Genomic DNA, 19,734 nt, shown 5'->3' with positions numbered 1-19,734 from the left:
CCCGCACTGATCCCATCTCCTAAGCCACTCGGCGACTACCATTGATCAGCCCGTTTGGAAACGAAGCCGAGGCGTCACAGGTATATTCCCTCGCCCAGTGTGGCCTCTGCGCATCGCTGATCAGTTACGAAAACCGCGGCATTAGCGAATATGATTACTAAAATACCAAATAGTGAACCTGGGCTGGGATCTTGAATTGCCCGAGCAGAATTGCCTCGCCCCCCATTGAACGGAGACACTTTCAGCCTGAGCGGAGCCACTTGGCGATTCCGCTCCTGCCCAAACGTTCCAGCCGCTGACGGCCTTCTAACAGCGTCACTTAACCTTGATGCTATGCTCGCGCACGCCGGCGAGGAGGAGCCATCCGACGAAGAAGAGCATCAGGCTACCGGCAAAGGTCAGGAGCACGCTGCGCAAACGCCGAGGCTGCTCGGCATAGTCCGCGACATGCGGTTCCACCACGCGTTCGAGATAGAGCTGCTGACGACGCGCTTCATTGCGGGCCACCTCCAGACTGGTGACGGCGGAGGCCAAGGCCTTGACGGCGAATTCACGCTGCAGGGTCAGCCGTTCATAGCCCGCGATCTTCTCGGCCAAGCCGTCGGAAGCATTCGAGACCCGCTGACGCTCGAGGGTGATCTGGCCTTCGAGAGCCCCGATGCGCCGCTGCAAACCGGGAATCTGCGGGGAATTCGGCGAGGAGGCCTGGACCTCCCGAAGCTGCGCCGTCACGACCGCAAGCTCGGCGGAGAGGCGCCCGATAAGTTCCGCCACGATCAACGAACTCTTCGACGGATCGAGCATCAATTCGCGGTTTCGAAATTCGGTGATCGCGATCTGGGTCTCGACCAGCCGCTCTTCGCCGCGTTTCACTTCTGCCTCGGCGAAGCGGATGGCATCGGCGCGAAGCCGTTCGTTCATGCGATTCACCAGCGTCTCACCCAGCTCGAGCAAGTTTCGGTTGATCGCCAGGGCGTCCTCCGGCCGGAAGGTATCAACCTTCAACGTCGTCAGGCCGGTGGTAGCACCGTGGACGACGCTGACGCGCGACTTGTAATATTGAAAAAGCTCTTCCTCGGTCGAGCCATAAATCGGGTTCGGATAGCGAGCGATGAAATCCGCGCCTGAGCGATTGAACATCTCGCGCAGTGGCAAGCGCTGCGACAGCGCAGTGACCGCATCGCGCGACAGCAGATATTCCTGCACCGAATAGCTGTCGTCCTGCGAGCGCGAAATACCGACGATCTGCAGCAAGCCCCCGAGCCCCCCAGACAGGGGTGACTTCGCAGAGCGAACGACAAAAGTGGACTCAGACATAAATCGATCAGAGGCAACGAGGCCGAAATAAAGCGCGGAAATCGCCGTCGGCAGCACCACGACGAGCAGGAACGCGGCTTTGCTCCAGCTCAGGCGCGGCGCGGCGGGATAACGGCGCATCCGTGCGTCGGTCACTGCGCCAATCCCGTCCGCTGCGCCGGACATGGGCAGGCCGAATCGCTTGGCTGCGAGCGGTCGCGCCGCATGCGCGATCGGCCGCAGCCGCCGGGAGATCTTCTCGAAGCGTTGCCTCATCTCGACATCGTATCGCCTTGGCAAAGCCGCACAATACTGCGGCCGAAAGCATCAGTTCGGCATTCCTATCCAGAAGCCCGCCTGCTATCTAGCATTCTTCGCACAGAGATCAGAAGACGATGTCACAAGGCGTCACGCCGGATCAGGTCACGGAGTATGTCGAACTCGTCCCGCTTCGGGCGGAGGAGCTCGATCTGCACGTGCCTGTCGCAAGCAATCATCTCAATTGGCTGATCTGGCTGCGCCGCCACGCCCTCCTCCTCATCACCTTCGTTCTGCCCAGTGTCGTGGCCGTGCTGTACTATGGGCTGGTTGCCGCCGACCGATACACATCGGAGGCGCAGTTCGTCGTTCGAAGCCCCAGCCGAACCGGGATCGACCAGCTCACGAGCGCGATCCCGACGACCACCGGGACCGAGCGCGCTTCGGACGAGGCCAGTGCCGTCCACCAGTTCGTCCGCTCGCGCGATGCCGTAGAGTTGCTCGTGCGAGAGGCTGACCTGCGGGCCATTCTGTCGCGGCCCGAGGGCGATCCGGTCTGGCGCTTCCCCGGCTGGTTCTCAAAAGATCTGCGCGAAAAGCTGTTCGATCGCTATCTCGACTTCGTTTCGATCAAGCAGGACAGCGGGACTGGGATCAGTACGCTCACGGTGCAGAGCTTCCGGCCAAAGGATTCGGTCAAGATCGCCCAAACCCTGCTTGAGGGCTCCGAGGCTCTGATCAATCGACTGAACGAACGCGCCCGCCGCGACACCATCCGGGCGGCGGAAGCCGAAGTCGAGTCCGCGAAGTCGCGCGCGTTCCAACGGCGGGAGGAGCTCACGGTCTTCCGCACCCGCGCCGGCACGGTCGATCCCGCCAAGTCCTCGCAGAATTTGCTGGAGACGATCGGCAAACTGTCTTTCGAAGCCGCGCAGGCCAACGCTCAACTCGCCGAGGCGCTGCGGAATTCGCCGCAGGGACCGCAGGTTACGAATCTGCGGAACCGAATACAGTCAGTCGAGCAGCAAATTGTCGAAGAGAAACGCCAAATCGGCGGTTCGGCACAGGCGTTGGCGCCTGTCATCGCTGATTATGAGCGCCTCGTTTTGGAGCGCGAGTTTGCCGACCGGGCGCTCGCCTCGGCCCTTGCTTCCCTTGAGAACGCGCGCATCGAGTCGCAGCGGCAGCAGCTTTATCTCGAACGTGTCGTCGAGCCGCATGCAGCCGACTACCCGAGCCAGCCGAAGCGTCTGCTCTGGATCGGCATCGTCGTGGCATTGAGCTTTTCCGTCTACTCAATCTGCCGTTCGCTGATCGAAAACATCCGCGCGCACGAGCCCTGACATGAACGCTTTGCACGCAGGTCAGGCCCGGCCCGACGTCTCAGGCGCCCGCCCGGAGCGCGCCGTGCGCGCCGACGATGTGATCAAGGAATTCCATACCGAACATGGCCCACGCCGCGTCCTGGACGGGATTTCGTTCAGCATCGGCATCGGTGAGCGCATGGCAATCCTCGGCCGCAACGGCGCCGGCAAATCGACCCTGATCAAGATCCTGGCCGGCGTGGAGCGGCCCACCTATGGGAAGGTCCATCGAGGCCTGAACATGTCCTGGCCGCTCGCTCTCGGCGGTGGCTTCGAAGGGCAGATGACCGGCTACGACACATGCCGGTTCATCTCGACGCTTTACGGCGCGCCGCTCAAAGAGACCATTGAGTATGTTGCGGATTTCACCGAGTTGGGGAGCCAGCTCTTCACCCAGGTTCGCTTCTATTCGGACGGCATGCGCGCGCGCCTGGCCTTCGCGTTGTCCCTGGCAATCGACTTCGAATGCTATCTCATCGACGAGGTCATCCTGGTTGGCGACAGGCGCTTCCAGCAGCGTTGCCATGACGAGCTTCTGGTCAAGCGCAAGGACCGGGCGATGCTGATGGCGATCCATTCGATGGAGTTCGCCAAGGAATTCTGCAGCTCGGCTTTGGTCCTCAAGCAAGGCCGCGGGCGCGTTTTCTATGATCTTGATCTGGCGTGCTCGATTTATGCGACATTGTGAGCGAGGCAGGGCAGCGTTCTGTCGTGTAGTGATCCTTCCGGCATGTTGATCGTCGTCCTAGGCATACCAAGCGCCTTTGCCGCTTGGGGGGTTGAGGTGGTCCGCCATCTCGCGCAATCTGCCCATCCCGATCTGCAGATGCGCTGGATCGATCGGGCTGACTCTTTTGATCCCGATAACGCCGCGCCGTTGCTCATCTGCTCGCATTTTCCGTCGCGGTCCTTGCGGCAGGCATTGCCGATGCATCAGGCTCCCATGATCGTCTTCACGACGACCGGCATCGACGCAGTCGCCCACCAGCGCCAGCTCCAACCGGGGCTGATCGAGGCTGTGCGGACGATCGGCGCGAGCGTCGCATTGATCGGAGATTGCCGGCCGCAAAAGCGTGCCCTGCTTCTCGATGCGACCACTGCGCCATCGGCAGGGATCATGATCCAAGCCATCGCGCACCATATCGGCTGCGGCATCGCGGCCGATGCCGTCGACTCGGTACTGGCGTCCGTCGGACCGATGCCTCTGCAGACGGCATCCACCTTCACGGAAGCGGAAGAAGGCATCGTCACGCTCGTCCTCGAGAACGGCATCGCGCATCTGCGTGACGCTGGCGTCCCGCTCAGATCGATCTGGCCCCATCGCGTCTTCTTTTCAGGGGATCGCCCGAACGAAGAGGCTCCGCTCGTCACGGATGCCACGGGCGGGTCGCGTGTCCTATACTACGGGCCCTACTTTCATCTCGCCGAAGGGCGCTGGCGGGCCAAGCTGACGCTCGGCTTCACCAAGGAAGCTGTCGGGTTGCCGCTCAAAATGGCAGCCTTTGGACCGGGCTTGCTGGGCGAGGCACGGCTGCGGCCACGGCAGGAAGGCATTTTCGCGGCCCAGTTCAGCTTCCTCGTCAGCGAGCCGGAAAATCCGGTGGAGTTCCATGTCCGGACAGAGGAAGGCGCCATCGAAGGACGAATTGCGCTCGGCCAGGTGGAACTCAGCCATCTCGGCCATGCGCAGCAGGCTTCGTGAGCGCCGGCAACGCTCCGAAAGAAGGGACCATGCATCGCGATCGGATCGACCTCGGGCCCTTCGCTCCCCGCTTCGCCCCGCGAAGGCCGGCCTTGGCTGACGTCGTCTACCGCTCGCCGCACCTGCTCGTGAAGGTCGCGCATCGAGGCGGCACCTGCTGTGTCGTGACCTTCGATTCCTATACCGATACGGCAAACCTCGATCGCCCGGCCTTCGGCGAGGGTTTCTTCGCGGACCACCAAGTCTCGGCGGTTCATGTCGTGAATGGCCGCAATCGCTGGTATCACGAGCCCGATTGGCACGAGGCGATTGCCGCGGCGCGCGCTGCGGCCGAAGGCTACGCGCGGATCGTGAGCTACGGCTCCAGCATGGGCGGCTATGCCGCGCTGCGCTTTGCCGACCGCGTCGGCGCGGCAGCCGCGCTGGTGCTCTCACCGCAATACAGCCGCGATCCCCGCAAGGCGCCATTTGAGAAGCGTTGGCGCAAGCATCGCCGCGAAAAATGGCTACCCGAACTGTCCGGCCCGTTGCCTTCGGATGTGCCGGCCATCGTCGCCTACGATCCCGTCATGCGCGCCGAACGGCTGCATCTGGAACGCATCGAAAGCGAGATGCAGGTCGATAGCCTTGCCCTGCCCCATGCCGGCCATGCCAGCGCGTCCTTCTTGTCCGAGTGCGGGCTCCTGACTGAGTTCGTCCTGTCGGTCGCGAGCGGCACGGTTGATCTGGCAGCCGTGCGCCAGCTCGCCCGCGCACGGCGGAAGCGCTCGCTGCACTATCTGATGACCCTCTCCTATGCGGCGATCGGAAGAGGCAAGCAGCAATGGGCGCTGGCCTTGGCCCACAAGGCAACGCTGATGGCGCCGCAGTCCGAACTCGCCTGGCACTATCTCGGCTATCTCCTGTCGCGCCTCGGCCGGCATGCCGAGGCCGTCGCCGCCCATCGCCACTCGGCCGCGCTCGCGCCGGACGCAAGCGCGATCCAGCTGAGCTTCGCTACCGCGCAGCGCCGGGTCCGCGATTACGATGGCGCCCTGCGCACCCTGCTCCCACTCTCGGGCAAGCCGATGCCGGACCGGCATCGGCGCAAGGTCGCGAGCATGATCTGGTTCACCCGCGTTCTGCGACGCGTAGCGCTGGCCCGTCAGAGCATTTTCTCTCGAATGCGATGAAACACTGATCTGTTCCCCAACGAGGAGGCTCGCGACGCAGGCGCGGATCGTCGGGCATCGTGCTCGTTGCGGAAATGACCTGTATCGGGATCGATCCCAGCGTCTGCAATTCATACAGACAGTCGCTCATCTCAGCTTCATGAGGCGGATTTGGCAGGAAGCAGCAGCCCGAATCCTGTTCGAAAAAGCAGGGCATCTCGATGGTTAAGAACCAGCCTGGGCGGGCTTGTTGTCATCCTGCTCGCCTTAGCCGCCTACAGCGAGTGGCTGGGGTTTCAAGCCGCGCGAGATTATCTGCCACGTGGCACTTTCGCCAACGTCGCCGGCGCCATGTTACACTATCGCGAACTCAAGCCGCAGCAGGCGTCAAAGGGCACGATTGTTCTCGTGCACGGAGCCTGGGCTGGCCACGCCGATCTTCTCGCGGCGCTCGGCCCCCACCTTCACGACTACCGTGTTATCGCCGTCGACCGGCCCGGGCAGGGTGGGAGTGACCGGCCGGGAGACTGGGACATGGCCGATCCCGGAAACCAGGCCGGGATGCTGATGGAATTGCTGGACAGGATCGCTCCGGAGCGGTTGGCGCTCGTCGCCCATTCGCTTGGCGGGCCGCTAGCAGCCCATATCGCCCTCGATCGACCCGAAAGGCTCCATGGGCTCGTCCTGCTAAGTGCGGTCACGCATCCCTGGTTGGGGAACGCCCTGCGCTATCATTCCCTGTCGACATCGCCAACGCTCGGACCGATCTTCAATCGCCTGATCGGCATCCCCTTGGCGAGTTTCCTGCTTCCGAACGGCGTGGCCCTTGCTTTCTCGCCGCAAGCCGTCCCTCCTAATTATATCAAGGAGAGCGAGCTGCCATTGCTTTACAGAGAGAAGACTTTTCGCAGCAATCTTCAGGACATTGTCGCGGCAGATGATTTCCTCAAATCGCAAGCCTTGCGTTACCGGCAGATGCGGGTTCCGATCCTCGCAATCACCGGCGATCGCGACAACTTCGTTTCACCGGAGCGTCACTCTTGGGCGCTAGTGCGCGAGACCCCCATGTCACGGCTGATGGTCTTGCCCGGAGTTGGACATATGCCACATCATGCTCAGCCAGAAATCATTGCGAAGATCATCACGGGCCTCATCGGGCAACCATGATCTCTACGAATTTGTGCAACACGCCACTGTATGGATTGAACCGACAAATGGTTTACGGCCTTCTTGCACTCCAGCAGATGTGTGGCAGGCAGATTCGAATGGGAAAGCTCGGCATGACACGCGAGGCACCGACGATAACGACCGATCTTCTCATCGAGCTGTTTCAGCAGGTCATCCAGGAGAACACGTCGCGCGATCGCCCAAAGCTAGCTGCCATCGTTTGGGGGCCTGAGACGCTTCTCGAAGATACTGGCTTTGACTCGTTCGATCTGGTCGAACTGATTTTCAAGATCGAAGATCAGTTCAGCATCGAGATCGACTATAACGCGAATAACAGCATTAACGACGTAAAAACGATCGCCGAACTCTGCGATGAAGTCGGAAAATTTGTGGCCAAAAAGCAGGCTGCATGACGCGAATCGTCGTTTCGGGTCTCGGCGTTGTTTCCCCGTCCGGCTGTGACGCGGAAAGCTTCTGGCAGGCTCTGCTGACAGGGCGAGGAAGCTTCGGCGAAGCGTCTGCCTTGCCCGGGAAGGGCATTCGCGTGTCTGAAGTCTTGAACCAAGACTTCATGGAAGGATTACCCCTTTCGCCCTCAGTCTGCGACCGCAACGCGCTCTTTGCCGTTGCAGCGGCCCAGCGCGCATTGGCCGCCGCCGGCCTTGAGCATGGCCTGCCGCGTCCAGAACGCGTCGGTGTGATCCTTGGGAACGCCGCCGGCGGGCAATGCAGCGTCGATGAACAGTATTCCCGGCTCTACCAGCAGAACAAGCGTCCTCCCCCGATGACGGTTCCCAAGGTGATGGCAAGTTCCTCCGCAAGCTGGGTTTCGATCGTCTCAGGGGCAACCGGCCCCTGTTTCGTGACATCCAGCGCCTGCGCGTCCTCTAGCCACGCGATCGGGATCGCCATGCAATTCCTGCGTGCCGGGCTCGCTGACATCATCATTGCGGGGGGCACAGAGGCGGCGCTTTCGGCTGGCACCCTGCTCGCCTGGGAATCCATGAAGATCATGTCTCGCTCCGTCTGCCGGCCATTTGCAGCGGGGCGCAACGGACTGCAGCTTGCGGAAGGCGCGGGCGTCATCGTGCTGGAGACCGAGGCCCACGCGCGCAGCCGCGGCTTGGCCCCCACGATCGAGGCAGCGGGCTTCGGTTTCAACGCCGATGCGAGGGACATCGTCTCGCCCGACGCGACTGGCATGACGACAGCGATGAATCTCGCCCTCAACGACGCGGGGATCGTCGCCGGGGACCTAGCTTATATCAACGCCCACGGGACCGGGACCCGCGCCAACGATCGCACCGAGACGCAGGCCTTGAAGCATCTGTTCGGCGATCGGCCTCTCCCGCCGATTTCCTCGACGAAGGCCGTGACCGGGCATGCGCTGGGTGCCGCGGGTGCGCTCGAGGCCATTGCCACAATCATGGCCATCGAGAATGGCTGGGCCCCTCCGACCGCAAATTTCGACGCCCCGGACCCGGAATGCGATTTCGATTGCGTGCCCAATGAAGGGAGGGCGATGGCAATCCCGGCTGCAATGTCGAACTCGTTCGCGTTCGGCGGGCTGAACGCAGCACTGGTTTTCAGGTCGTTGAACTGATTGCCATAGCAGATCGCTGTCAGCCGACTTCCCTCAGCAGCACGAGCCGTTTCTGCTCCTAGTGGCGGGAGGCGCCAGCTTCACGAGCGGTCAGCAAGGTATCGACCAGCCTGCGGAGGTGCCGCAGTGAGCCCCCGGGCCAGTGTCTGGTCAATAGATCATACTCGTCACTGCTGACGGCTTCGACCCAGATGGGATCGAGACCACGTTCTGCGGCGACTTCCGCCAGAGTAAGCGGCAGCAGCTTCGCAAGGTCCGTTTCGGTCGGTTCAGGGAAAGTGATCGCCCGCATGCGGTCGCGAAGGGCAGCTGGCAGGGATTCGGTGCTATTTGCTGTCGCGATGAAACTCACTCTGGAGAGATCGCATTCGACCTGCAGGGCCGGGTCGAGATAGCGCCTTGCGGTTTCCGGTTCGAGCAGCGACAAAAGCACGTCCCACAAGCGGCCATAATCGCTTCGCGTCGGCGCCTTTTCGATCTCATCGATCATGACGATGGGATTGGCATGGCCTGCTGCCGATATCGCGAGGAACGGATGGGAAGGCTGCGCCGAACTCCAACGGCGGTCCGTACCACCGAGAGCGCCTCCGTCTGCCGTTGCGGCCGCGGTTCGCCAAGTCGAAAGCCCCAGGACTTCGGCTAGCCTGCGCACAAATCTGGATTTGCCGCAGCCCGGCGATCCGATGAGTACAAGCGGCCGGAGAAGGATGTGCTCTCGGCCAATCAGATCGGCCAGGATCCGATCAATCGCGTTGGTCGCGTGAGGAAACTCCGCTGCCAACTGCCGGCGGACCGCAACCAGATCTGGCGTCGCAATGAGCGGCACCGGCTTGCCGACCACATGATGATGACCGTCGCAAAGCTTTCCATTGCTGCGCACGGGTGCGCAAACGATGATGTGGCCAGGCGGAACGACTACCAAGGAGCGAGCTCCGGACAGCGTCGCGTCTCCGCCGCGTGAGCCGTCCTCCTTCGCCTTGGCCTCCTCCGATTGGGCCTTCGCCTCTTTGCTCGCGAGGACAGAGACGTCCTCGACTGCAGCGTTGGCAAGACCCGGCACCATGTCGATGGCACTCGTGAAGCGGGTCGAGGTGAAGGCGCCAGATGCCATCATCGACCAGCCGATCAGAAGCCGAGCGGCCTGAGCGCGTGTCTCCAGTGGAGCGTCGAAGGCGATCTCGTCGAACGCGACTCTGAGCGCTAGCGCGACGCGCCCCTGCGCTTGCCGATCCCGCAGGAAGGGAGACAGCGAAACCAAAAGTACAGCGTTCGCCAATGAACGGAGCACCGGCCTGTCGCTGTCGACACTGAGCGCATCCAGCTGTTTCACGAGCGCCTTCATCGGAGTGTCGCGATAGCCGGTGAGCCAGGCGGTGACCTTTCCAATGAGCTCGGGAGCGACCTCCAGGATCTCGCCACCGACCCGCTCCCGGATCGACTTCTTGTGACCAATGGCGTTGAGGCCAAGTCTGATCAGCCGCGGCAGCCGCGCGATCGGATCGTCTGTGTCGGCTTCGGCAGCATCGCGCGCAACGCCGATGTTCAGATCGAGTTCGAATTCGTCGAAATCATCCATGACGCTCCTCCGATCAAAGCGGCGTGTCGCTGCTGGTTGCAACCTTGGAGTGATCGGTGTGGCGCTTCCGGCGCGCCGAGCTCGCCATGCGCTGTTCCATGACCAGCTCGTGGTCGAGCTCGGACCAAGCTTCGAGCRCATGATCGAACGCCGGGTCATCCCGCCTGCGGCGGGCCAGGGCTTTAATGAGGACGAGCCGTGCGGCTCGGTTGCCCGCCAAGCTTGCGACGACCAGCGTCGACATGACCGCATCGACAAGAGCCACGTGAACATCCGCGCGATCATACTTCAGCGCCAAAGCGATCGCGGCAGCGGGATCACCCTGCCTGGCGATCGCCCAGCGAGGCTCGTTCAGGAATTCCAGCGTATCGAGAACGCGGTCACAGAGTCCCCACACAGCGAAATTGGTCCAATCATAGGGGCTCAGCAAGCGCCACCAATGCTGGGGCGGATTTGTCAGGCAGGCAGCTGGAAGATCGTCTTCGGAGGCGTGAGACATGAGGGCTCCTTCGCGCCAGCAGAGCGAAGCTGCGGCCCGGCCAAATGAAATGGGGGAGATTTGAGCGAGAGGCTGAAGCGCTCAGGCGGCGCGCCAGACGCGCGTCGGGCTCTTGGTCGAACCCGTTACGATGGCCGCCGCCTTGGCGCCGGTTGGAAGCGCGATCGGGCGCAAAACAACGAGGCCGCTCATGCGATCCGGATCGGGCCCAATGAATCCCTTCGCGATCAATGTCTTGCGAAGCTTGCGGTGTGTCTGATGCAAGGCGGGCACTTCTGTGGCACTCACCTGCGTGCCGGATTCAATCTCGAAGAGATCGGACCGGTGCTTCACCATGGAGCCGTCAAGCGCAGCGTAATGCAGGCAGTATTTCTTGGCATGCCAAGGCTCGGGCTTCGGTTTGCGGAAGCCCGGCTCCGCAGCCTGCCTCAACACACCTGGTGACCGGTTGGCCTGACGCGAAATCTCCATGCTCGGACGGAACAGCATCTCGTCGGTCACAGCAGGAGTTTCGAGGGCTTTTGGCGCGGCGAAAGTTGACGAACCACTGCTGGTCGGCTGGGGAGGTGCTGTCGCTGCCAACCTGGAGGACAGGACGGCGATGCCGCGCCGCTCCACTTCCTGTCGGACGATCGCAAGCATGTCGTCGATTGCCCGCTGTGTGGTGAGGTCGAGCGCACGCACTTTCGGAGCACGGTCACGTATCACACGGATCGAGCTGTTGCTTTCGATCATCGCCGTGAGGCGCAGTTCCACGGTCTCGGCCGCTTCCTTGTTGAATGCCGGATGATCACAGGTCACAGCAATGACGAGCGAGTACCCCGCCGCGACCCAAGCTTCCTGCGTCTGGCGCAGTCGCTCAGCGACATTTCGGCCCTCCCCAACCCGAACCTCGGGACGGTCGAGAACCGAGCCGGGGCGCAGCATGAGATAGGCGCCAGGGTGCTGGAGAAAATTGGCGGGCAGCATCCCCGCGACCTGGCCGGGCATGCCAATCAGGATTCTCGGCACGAAAATCAGCGGATGGATGGTTTCGGTCGGACGATGCGACTCAAACCCGCCCGGCTGCGGGAATCCGATCAGCCAGCGGTGCGGATAGGCAGGCAAAGGGGATTTCCCGGCGCGCGGAGCGCCGGTATAGGGGTCTTCAGCCATGATGTATCCCTCAGATACAGAGTGGTTAGGCCGCCGGGGCGTCTGCAAACGCACCGGCGGCCGCTTCGATTCGGGCGTAATGCACGAACCGATTTGGGGATTCTGCTCAAAGCGAATCCTGCAGGCAATTATTTATGAAGATCAGCGTTAACACGCCTCGATCGCATCTAAGAAATTTGCGTCTGGATCCATCGACCGAAGTTGAATAACCGTGACCGAGCCAGCAACACAAGACCGATGACTGTTCCAACGCAGAGGGGAACGGATTACCTCTCAAGCGATCGTCACCAGTGATGATGATGACTCACTAGCGATTGAAAATTGGCCGACGTCGCTTCATTTAACGATATTGGCATAGGGTCGATTATTTTCGGAAAGATTCCACGAATAACGGCATACCTTGTCACAATCGGTCAGAACGCGTTTATTTCAACACAGCGCGTCACACTTTGTCATAGCCTGTCATAAGTCATCACCTCACGTCAGAGGGCAACGAACTCTCTTCCTTGTGGCACGACAGCGATTCCAACAAAAACGAGGCCCGATCACCGTTAGTGATCGGGCCTCGCGTCGATGGTCGCGGGTTGGTCAGCGTGACCTGTTCAGCGCCGTGATCACTTCGCGGATTTGAGAGGCCAGTTCAGCGACGATCACGACGATGGCAAATTGCCAGGGCTTCAAGAGCCTGGTGACGGCAGGGCTTGGAGATCGACCCTGTCGCATGGCGAATTGCAGGCAATGCCAGATTGCAGCCCTTCTGAGCCGCTTACGTCTCGCGGCCAGCCGCTTCAGTTGAGCCGTCGACCAACTGGGGCGCCGCGCGAAAAGGCAGGATCTGCGCGAGATCCCTCCCCGACCGATCGTACCAGGCTGCGACGCCGGTCACGCAGGCAGCCATCGAAAACTCGTCGGTCCGAAGTCGTTCCGCGAGGGTTTCTGGGTCCTGCTCGATGATCTCTCGGATGCTGAGGCCCGTCGGGCGCAGGGCAGCCAACGAGACGTCCGAGATCTTATTCAAGGTGATTCCCGGGAAGGTCGCGGCTGCCTCGGCCGCCTTCAGGCTACGATAGGGGGCGCTATCGCTGGCAAAGGCGAACCGCCCAACATATTCGTTGCGAATCAGAACGCGCTGAAAGCTGGGAGCGATGTCCCGCGTGACCTCCAGAATGCTCTGCGCTTCCGCGATCCGATCGATCACGTTTGTCGTCATCACCAGGGTCATTGCCTTGATGCCTCGCTTTTTCAGGAGTGCATCGAGATTGGCTCGAACCAGGACCTCCTGACGCTGCTGCCCGAAGCCGCCGGGCCAATCCCACAGGACAACCCCACCCTCCCTGGCGATCCGATCGAGTTGCAACAACCCGGGCCGCAGGACGCCAACCACACCTCCCGGCGTGGTTTCAGCGACGGCGAGATCTTCGGTTGCGATGGCCACATCGCCTTCGCGCAGAGGCCCAGCAACGCGTCGAGATTCAACGCGGACGAGCACGTTTGGCAGGCCGATATCATCGAACAGATCTCGGATCCGCTGCAAGATCGTCGACTTGCCTTGGTGACTAGCCTCTGAGGTGGCTTCGACGAACACGCGTGGCACCTCCTGAATGGGCTTACTTTTGACGCTGCTTTTTTCAGTCATGGTCTCGGTCTTGTCCAATGCGGTTGAAGAGGCGACCTGCGCGAAGGTTCGCGGCCGCCCGACTGGAAGGCTTGACCGCCGTTGGCTGTGGCCACCGGCCGTGTGGAGCCACTGGCCCAGGTGGGTCCGGACCAGCGAGTGGCTGGTTGAGCGGCTCGATTGATTGCGCGCAGACCTGCGGCAACGGAGCGGGGTCGGGTCCAAGCCCAGCAATGATTGGTGGTGTGTTTGAACGAGGCGAACGCCGGCCCCGGCTGATGGCAGCGGCGATCGCGTTGCGAGTGATCTTGCTACCGTCAGCGCGCGTGATGCCAGCCTCGGCCAGCAACGCGACGAGATCCTCGTGACGCAGACCGCCATCGATGAGGACCTCGAACGTCCCATGATGTCGGGCGACCAGCGAATTGATGGAACGGGTCCGTCCGAGCAGGCCCGTCGCATCCATCTCGACGCGCGCCCAGGCGCGTCGTAGATTGGGCGGAAGCTGGCAGGACAGGCTGATTGGGGCAGGTGCGCTCATCGTGCCGCTCCGGCGAGCGCGTCAGGGGCGTTCGGGCGAGTGCCGTGCAAATCGATAGCGTTTACACGCGCTTTGAACGCAGCCTCTCGAAACCAACGGTTTTTCAGCGCAGACACGGGCTGAAGGAAGCAGACGAGCGAGTTCACTGCCACGTCGGTGGCTGCCCACTGACCTCGGCGATTTCGGTTGTCTCCTCCGGGTACGCACAGGCGCGCCTGTGGAAAACCTTCGAAGGACACAGGCGGTTGCTCGGGCGGGATCGGAATTCGGTTGATCATCTTTGTTATGATGTGGTGTAACAAAAATCGTGTCAACTGAGCTGTCTGGAACGCGATCGATGCCGGCCCCAAAGTCCAAAGCAGCCACGAACTGGATCGCGCTCTCGCTACCATTCTGGGAGGAATTCCAGGCCACCAATCGGTCGTCCCGAACCGCGTTCCTGCAGCGCATCAGCGACAAGATCGGCAAGGCGCCCAACACGATCTATCGGCAGTTCGTCGCGTTGGCCTACCTTGCTTCGAAAGGTATCGATCTCAATCAATTGGCACTCCAGCACCCACCGCTAATGTCGGTTGAAGCGATCGCCAGGATCGGCAAGGAGGATCCTCAGCAAGAGGCTGATCTCCTCCGCCGCCTGCTGAAAGGAGAGGGCAGCGTCAGAGGCTTTCGCGATGCGGCCATGTTCAAGAACCGGCAACGGCGCCCGCTCGACGCCCTGCACCGCGTGACGCTCTCACAGCTTCTAAGAGCTCGTCTGTTCGCGCAATCCACCTACGAGGATTTAGCAGCGGCCCCCCCCTTGTTAGGACCGGGCTTTTCGATCGCGCCGCTCCATGAACGTCATCAACGCAGCGCGCTCGTCATCAACCAGGGATTTCCCAGAAAACAGACTGCGATCCTGATCGCCGACGACCGCGATCCTCTCACCCACGCGCCGGATTTCGACATCCTGTTCGAGGCAACGATCCTGCGCTCCGTCGTGATCTGCGACGGGGTCATCCTCGTCACCAACATGACACTTCCAAGCTTCGACAGCACGCTTGCGGTGATGAAGTCCGAACTACGCGCGATCATTCATGTCGAGCGCTGCGATCTCGACATCGATGTCACACTACCGGCGCGCGACGAGAGGTTCGACACGCTGGTCGAATACCTGGAGAAGCACACCGTTCGCCCGGCCTGACCGGAGATCGGGAGCGTCGGCGTCGGTGCTGCTGGCGCGTTCGAGGCCATTTGCGACGATCTTGGCCATGGAGAATGGGATAGCGCCGCCGACCGCCAATTTCCACGCTCCAGACCCGGAATGCGATTTCGATTGCGTGCCCAATGAAGGGAGGGCGATGGCAATCCCGGTTGCCATGTCAAACTCCTTCGCTTTTGGCGGGCTGAACGCCGCGCTGATTTTCAGGTCGTTGGGCTAATTGTCGTTACAGATCGCAATTAGCCACCGCTCGGTAGAAGCACGAGCGCGCGCCGTCCTTGTGCGTTAGTGGCGGGTCGCACCAGCTTCACGAGCCGCCAGCGCGGTATCGACCAGCCTGCGGAGCTGTCGCAGTGAGCCCCCCTCCAACGTCTGACCAACAGGTCATACTCGTCATTGCTGACTGCCCCGACCCAGATGGAATCAAGGCCACGCTCTGCGGCGACTTCCGCCAGAGTAAGCGGCGGCAGCTCGGCGAGGTCCGCTTCGTTCGGTTCAGGAAACGTGATCGCTCCCATCCGGTCGCGAGGAGCTCCTGGCAAGGGCTCGACGCAATTTGCGGTCGTGATAGAGCTCGCCTTAGCCGCCGGCTTCAGTTCTCCTCGCTCGGCACAAGCTGGCGCACGAATCGGCGCAACAGCGTCTCGAAGGCCGAGAGCGCCGGCGAGACCGACCGGCCGCTCGGCCGGATCATGACGATGTCGCGCGCGATCGAAGGTTCTGCCAGAGGGCGAGCGACCACGCCCGAAGGCGCGACGGCACGCGCATAGGTCGGCAGCACCGCAATGCCGAGCCCCGCCTCGACGAGTGCGAGGGCCGTGGTAATCTGCGCCACCTCATAGGCCGGCCTCAATGTGATCTCGGCGCTCTCATAGCCGACCTCGACCAGCAGGCGGATGCCGCTGTCGCGGGTGAGCGTGATCAGTTCCTCTTCCGCAAGATCGCGCCAGAGCACGCTCTCCCGCTCCGCGAATCGGCTGCCCCGCGCGCAGAACAGCATCAGGCTGTCGCGGGCGAGCGGCGTGCGCTCAATATTGTCCTCCAGCGCCGAGAAGGTGCCGACCCCGCAATCGGCCCGGCCGAAGCGGACGGCCTCGACGACGAGATCGTTGCGCGCATCGATAATCGCGACCTGGAGACCGGGGTGCTTCGCGCGCAGCGCGGCGATCGTCGGCGGCATGATCACGGCCGCGAGCAGCGGGGGCACCGCGACGACGATGCGCCCGCGCCTGCGCTCCGCCAGCCCGTTGGCGTTCTGCACCGCCGTGTCCAGATCCTGCGCGATCTTCAGCGCCGCGCCGTGGAACTCGCGCCCGCCCTCGGTCAGCTCGACGCGGCGCGTCGTGCGGTCGAGCACCCGGATGCCGAGCTCGCGCTCCAGCTCTCGCACCAACTGAGAGAGCGCCGGCTGCGCCATATGCAGCCGCTCTGCCGCCTTGGTAAAAGTGCCCTGCTCGGTCACCGCGAGGAAGGCCTGGATCTGGCGCAGCGTGATCGCCATGGGTTTCCCGATTTATAAGGAGAGCTTCCGAATTCATACGAATGTTACGAGTTGCCGTATACCCCGCCTGTCATGCCATCATTCCTCATCGCCCCAGTCGGATCCGGGGCGACGCCTGGCGGGGACGCGGAAAGGCGGCGGCGCGGATGAGCGGCTCAAGGCCAGCCCTCGCCATCGCCGCCCGCCCTGCCCGGACCGTGCGGGAATGCGAGGGTGAGTCTTCCATGAAATACGCCAAGAAGGACGCCAAGGCCTATGCCCGCGCCCATATGAAGGGGATCTGGGCGGCCGCGCTCACGCCCTTCACCGATAGCCTCGCCATCGACGAGGGCGGTTTCCGCCAGAACATCCGCCACTGGCTCGACGACCTCAGGATCGACGGGCTGTTCATCGCCGGCAAGCAGGGCGAGTTCTTCTCGATGTCGATCGAGGAGCGCAAGCGCAGCTTCGAGCTGGCCGTCGAGGCTTCCGCCGGGCGCGGCCAGACGATCATGTCCTGCTCCGACCAGAACATGGATGTGGTGATCGACCTCGCCCGCCATGCCCAGAAGGTCGGCGCCGACTACATCGTGGTGCACGCGCCGATCCTGCATTTCTTCAAGGCGCAGGACGAGACGCTCTACGAATACTACCGGACCATCGCCGAGAAGGTCGATATCGGCATCGCGCTCTGGAGCCATCCCGACTCCGGCTATCTGATGAGCCCAGAGCTCTGCAACCGCCTCGCGGATATCGAGAACGTGGTCGCGATCAAGTACAGCGTGCCCCGCCCGATGTATACCGAGCTCACCCGCGTTGCCGGCGACCGCATTCTGGTCAGCACGGCCTCCGAGGATGAGTGGCTCGACAACATCCTCGAGCTCGGCTGGCAGCTCTATCTTTGCTCGTCGCCGCCCTATCTCATCCAGACGGCGAACGATCTGCGCATGCGCGAATACACCGACCTTGCCTTCCGCGGCGAGGCTGAGAAGGCCCGCGCCATCCGCGACAGCCTGAACCCGGTGCGCGAGGCCCTTCGCGGGACGCGCCCGGCAGAGAAGCCGCATGCCCACCAGAAGTATTGGCAGGAGCTGCTCGGCCAGGTCGGCGGGCGCGTCAGGCCACCGATGCTGGAACTGACCGAGGCCGAGAAGGCCGCGACGCGCTCCGCCTTCGAGAGCTGCGGCCTGAAGCCCGGCCGGGCACCGCTGGCCAAGGCCGGCTGAACGAGATCCGAGACAAAAACGGGAGAGGTGGAGAGATGGCGACCGAAGGGCGGCTGAAGGCCTTCAACTTCAACAAGTGGATCGAGGAGCACAAGCATCTGCTCAAGCCCCCGGTCGGCAATCAGCAGATCTGGACCGACTCCGACCTGATGGTGACGGTCGTCGGCGGCCCCAACCGCCGCACCGACTATCATGACGATCCTGTCGAGGAGTTCTTCTACCAGCTCAAGGGCGACATGATGCTCAAGCTGGTCGATGACGGGAAGCACTATGACGTGACGATCCGCGAAGGCGACATCTTCCTGCTGCCGCCGCATGTGCGCCACTCGCCGCAACGCCCTCAGGAAGGCTCGATCGGCCTCGTCATCGAGCCGAAGCGGCCGGAGGGCTGGCTCGACGCCTTCGAATGGTACTGCTTCGAGTGCCAGGGCCTCGTCCATCGTGTGGAGGTCGACCTCGTCAGCATTGTCGACGACCTGCCGCCGCTCTACCGTGAGTTCTACGGCAACGAGCAGGCTCGCACCTGCCCGCATTGCGGCACCTTGCATCCCGGCAAGGAGCCGCCGGCGGGCTGGGTCTGCCTGTGATGCCATGCCGCAGGCGCCGCCGGCTCGGGCGGCGCCTGTCGTCGGAATACGCATAAGCGCGGCGGCGCAGAAACGCCGCGTCGAACCATTTCAGAGGCAGAACGGAACGACTGGAGTCCATGATGAAACTGCGCGGATTGCTCTTCGGCATCGCGGCCACGCTGGCGGCCTCCACGGCCCTGGCCCAGCAGCCGGTCAAGATCGGCATGATCACCACGCTCTCGGGGCCCGGCGGCTATCTCGGCCAGGACATCCGCGACGCCTTCAAGCTCGCCATCGACATGGAAGGCGGCAAGCTCGGCGGCGTGCCGGTCGAGCTCGTCGTCGAGGACGACGCGCTGAAACCCGGTCAGGGCAAGCAGATCGCCGAGAAGATGCTGAAGACCGACGGCATCAAGATCATGACCGGCATCGTCTTCTCGAACGTCGCCGGCGCCACCGTGCCGGATATCGTCGATTCCGGCGCGCTCTATGTCAGCCCCAATGCCGCACCGTCCAACTTCGCCGGCAAGGAGTGCAACGAGAACTATTTCGTCGTCGCCTGGCAGAACGACAGCCTGCATGAGAGCGCCGGCCAGTACGCCACCAATCTCGGCTACAAGAAGGCCTTCATCCTCGCCCCGAACTACCAGGCCGGCAAGGATGCGCTGACCGGCTTCAAGCGTCTGTTCAAGGGCGAGATCGCCGGCGAGGTCTACACCCGCCTCGACCAGACCGATTTCGCCCCCGAGATGGCGCAGATCCGCGCGGCCAATCCCGACGTCGTCTTCCAGTTCCATCCGGGCGGCCTCGGCATCGCCTTCCTGCGCCAGTACCAGCAGGCCGGCCTGCTCGGAAAGGTGCCGATGGTGCTGGCGGAGCCCTCGCTCGACGCCACCACCCTGAAGGCGGTCGGCGACGCCGCGCTCGGCCTCAGCGTCACCGCCCACTGGAACACCGACTTCGACAACGCGGCCAACAAGAAGTTCATGGAGGCCTGGACCAAGGCCTATAACCGCGTGCCGACCTATTACGCCAGCCAGGGCTACGACACCGCGCTCGCCATCGCCTCGGCCTTGAAGGCGACCGCCGGAAAGACCGATGTGCCGGCGTTGCGCAAGGCGCTCGCCAAGGCGGATTTCCAGTCGGTACGCGGCGCCTTCAAATTCGGCCCCAACCAGCACCCGGTGCAGGATTGGTATTCGCTTAAGGTCGAGAAGGCCGCCGACGGCACGCCGGTGCTGAAGACGACCGGCAAGGTGCTGAGCAACCACAGCGACGTCTACGCCAAGGACTGCAAGCTCTGAGCCGTAGAAGGCTCGGACTCTAGCCAC

At 62.6% G+C, this 19,734-nt stretch carries 18 protein-coding genes; 12 read left to right on the top strand and 6 right to left on the bottom strand.

The genetic code is table 11. The features are described from left to right. Positions 1 to 315 precede the first annotated feature (315 nt). On the bottom strand, positions 316 to 1,572 hold the full coding sequence (locus AC1DE3_RS06055; protein ID WP_476852221.1) for a KpsE/RkpR family capsule polysaccharide export protein: 1,257 nt from the start codon (positions 1,570 to 1,572) through the stop codon (positions 316 to 318). Between the two features lie 119 nt (positions 1,573 to 1,691). Here AC1DE3_RS06055 and AC1DE3_RS06050 point away from each other — a divergent pair, with 119 nt between their 5' ends. The 7 genes from AC1DE3_RS06050 (at position 1,692) to AC1DE3_RS06020 (ending at position 8,541) form a co-directional block, all read left to right on the top strand. Next, positions 1,692 to 2,897, top strand: a complete 1,206-nt coding sequence (locus AC1DE3_RS06050; protein ID WP_476852220.1) for a KpsE/RkpR family capsule polysaccharide export protein — start codon at positions 1,692 to 1,694, stop codon at positions 2,895 to 2,897. Positions 2,898 to 2,961: 64 nt separating this feature from the next. Next, the gene (locus tag AC1DE3_RS06045) at positions 2,962 to 3,606 is read left to right on the top strand and encodes an ABC transporter ATP-binding protein (RefSeq protein ID WP_476803983.1); all 645 of its coding nucleotides are present in this window, start codon (positions 2,962 to 2,964) and stop codon (positions 3,604 to 3,606) included. 240 nt (positions 3,607 to 3,846) lie between these two features. Beyond that, on the top strand, positions 3,847 to 4,620 hold the full coding sequence (locus AC1DE3_RS06040) for a hypothetical protein (protein ID WP_476852219.1): 774 nt from the start codon (positions 3,847 to 3,849) through the stop codon (positions 4,618 to 4,620). A gap of 92 nt (positions 4,621 to 4,712) precedes the next feature. Continuing rightward, positions 4,713 to 5,792, top strand: coding sequence for a hypothetical protein (locus tag AC1DE3_RS06035; protein WP_476852218.1), 1,080 nt, complete (start codon positions 4,713 to 4,715; stop codon positions 5,790 to 5,792). Positions 5,793 to 5,942: 150 nt separating this feature from the next. Continuing rightward, entirely contained in the window at positions 5,943 to 6,938 is a 996-nt protein-coding gene (locus tag AC1DE3_RS06030; RefSeq protein ID WP_476852217.1) for an alpha/beta fold hydrolase, read from the top strand. A gap of 47 nt (positions 6,939 to 6,985) precedes the next feature. Then, the gene (locus AC1DE3_RS06025; protein ID WP_476852216.1) at positions 6,986 to 7,351 is read left to right on the top strand and encodes an acyl carrier protein; all 366 of its coding nucleotides are present in this window, start codon (positions 6,986 to 6,988) and stop codon (positions 7,349 to 7,351) included. Continuing rightward, the gene (locus tag AC1DE3_RS06020; RefSeq protein WP_476852215.1) at positions 7,348 to 8,541 is read left to right on the top strand and encodes a beta-ketoacyl-[acyl-carrier-protein] synthase family protein; all 1,194 of its coding nucleotides are present in this window, start codon (positions 7,348 to 7,350) and stop codon (positions 8,539 to 8,541) included. The genes AC1DE3_RS06025 and AC1DE3_RS06020 overlap by 4 nt, the downstream gene beginning before the upstream one ends. 58 nt (positions 8,542 to 8,599) lie before the next feature. On the opposite strand, the gene AC1DE3_RS06015 is transcribed toward AC1DE3_RS06020, so the two are convergent. From AC1DE3_RS06015 to AC1DE3_RS06000, 4 genes are all read right to left on the bottom strand, one after another. Beyond that, positions 8,600 to 10,117 carry an AAA family ATPase gene (locus AC1DE3_RS06015; protein WP_476852214.1) on the bottom strand — a complete coding sequence of 506 codons (1,518 nt, stop codon included), beginning with the start codon at positions 10,115 to 10,117 and terminating at the stop codon, positions 8,600 to 8,602. Positions 10,118 to 10,130: 13 nt separating this feature from the next. Further along, the gene (locus tag AC1DE3_RS06010) at positions 10,131 to 10,547 is read right to left on the bottom strand and encodes a hypothetical protein (RefSeq protein WP_476852213.1); all 417 of its coding nucleotides are present in this window, start codon (positions 10,545 to 10,547) and stop codon (positions 10,131 to 10,133) included. 150 nt (positions 10,548 to 10,697) lie between these two features. Beyond that, positions 10,698 to 11,771: a hypothetical protein gene (locus AC1DE3_RS06005; protein WP_476852212.1), complete on the bottom strand. Its 1,074-nt coding sequence runs from the start codon at positions 11,769 to 11,771 to the stop codon at positions 10,698 to 10,700. Between the two features lie 766 nt (positions 11,772 to 12,537). Continuing rightward, entirely contained in the window at positions 12,538 to 13,356 is an 819-nt protein-coding gene (locus AC1DE3_RS06000) for a hypothetical protein (protein WP_476852211.1), read from the bottom strand. Positions 13,357 to 13,750: 394 nt separating this feature from the next. Between AC1DE3_RS06000 and AC1DE3_RS05995 the strand changes: the two genes are divergently transcribed. Further along, the gene (locus AC1DE3_RS05995; RefSeq protein ID WP_476852210.1) at positions 13,751 to 13,879 is read left to right on the top strand and encodes a hypothetical protein; all 129 of its coding nucleotides are present in this window, start codon (positions 13,751 to 13,753) and stop codon (positions 13,877 to 13,879) included. Positions 13,880 to 14,264: 385 nt separating this feature from the next. Continuing rightward, positions 14,265 to 15,110 carry a hypothetical protein gene (locus AC1DE3_RS05990; RefSeq protein ID WP_476852209.1) on the top strand — a complete coding sequence of 282 codons (846 nt, stop codon included), beginning with the start codon at positions 14,265 to 14,267 and terminating at the stop codon, positions 15,108 to 15,110. A gap of 610 nt (positions 15,111 to 15,720) precedes the next feature. Here the strand turns inward: AC1DE3_RS05990 and AC1DE3_RS05985 are convergent. Next, positions 15,721 to 16,629 (bottom strand): LysR family transcriptional regulator, encoded by a 909-nt coding sequence (locus AC1DE3_RS05985; RefSeq protein WP_476852208.1) that lies wholly within the window; start codon positions 16,627 to 16,629, stop codon positions 15,721 to 15,723. 224 nt (positions 16,630 to 16,853) lie between these two features. On the opposite strand from AC1DE3_RS05985, the gene AC1DE3_RS05980 reads away from it, so the two are divergent. The 3 genes from AC1DE3_RS05980 (at position 16,854) to AC1DE3_RS05970 (ending at position 19,707) form a co-directional block, all read left to right on the top strand. Beyond that, the gene (locus AC1DE3_RS05980; protein ID WP_476852207.1) at positions 16,854 to 17,834 is read left to right on the top strand and encodes a dihydrodipicolinate synthase family protein; all 981 of its coding nucleotides are present in this window, start codon (positions 16,854 to 16,856) and stop codon (positions 17,832 to 17,834) included. Positions 17,835 to 17,869: 35 nt separating this feature from the next. After that, positions 17,870 to 18,421 (top strand): 3-hydroxyanthranilate 3,4-dioxygenase, encoded by a 552-nt coding sequence (locus tag AC1DE3_RS05975; RefSeq protein ID WP_441510494.1) that lies wholly within the window; start codon positions 17,870 to 17,872, stop codon positions 18,419 to 18,421. 122 nt (positions 18,422 to 18,543) lie between these two features. Continuing rightward, positions 18,544 to 19,707, top strand: a complete 1,164-nt coding sequence (locus AC1DE3_RS05970; RefSeq protein ID WP_476852206.1) for an ABC transporter substrate-binding protein — start codon at positions 18,544 to 18,546, stop codon at positions 19,705 to 19,707. The last annotated feature ends 27 nt before the right edge of the window (positions 19,708 to 19,734 follow it).

The organism is Allobosea sp. 10L417 (assembly GCF_056395485.1).
Note: the sequence above shows the minus strand (reverse complement) of the source record. Positions and strands in the feature narration are given on the sequence as shown.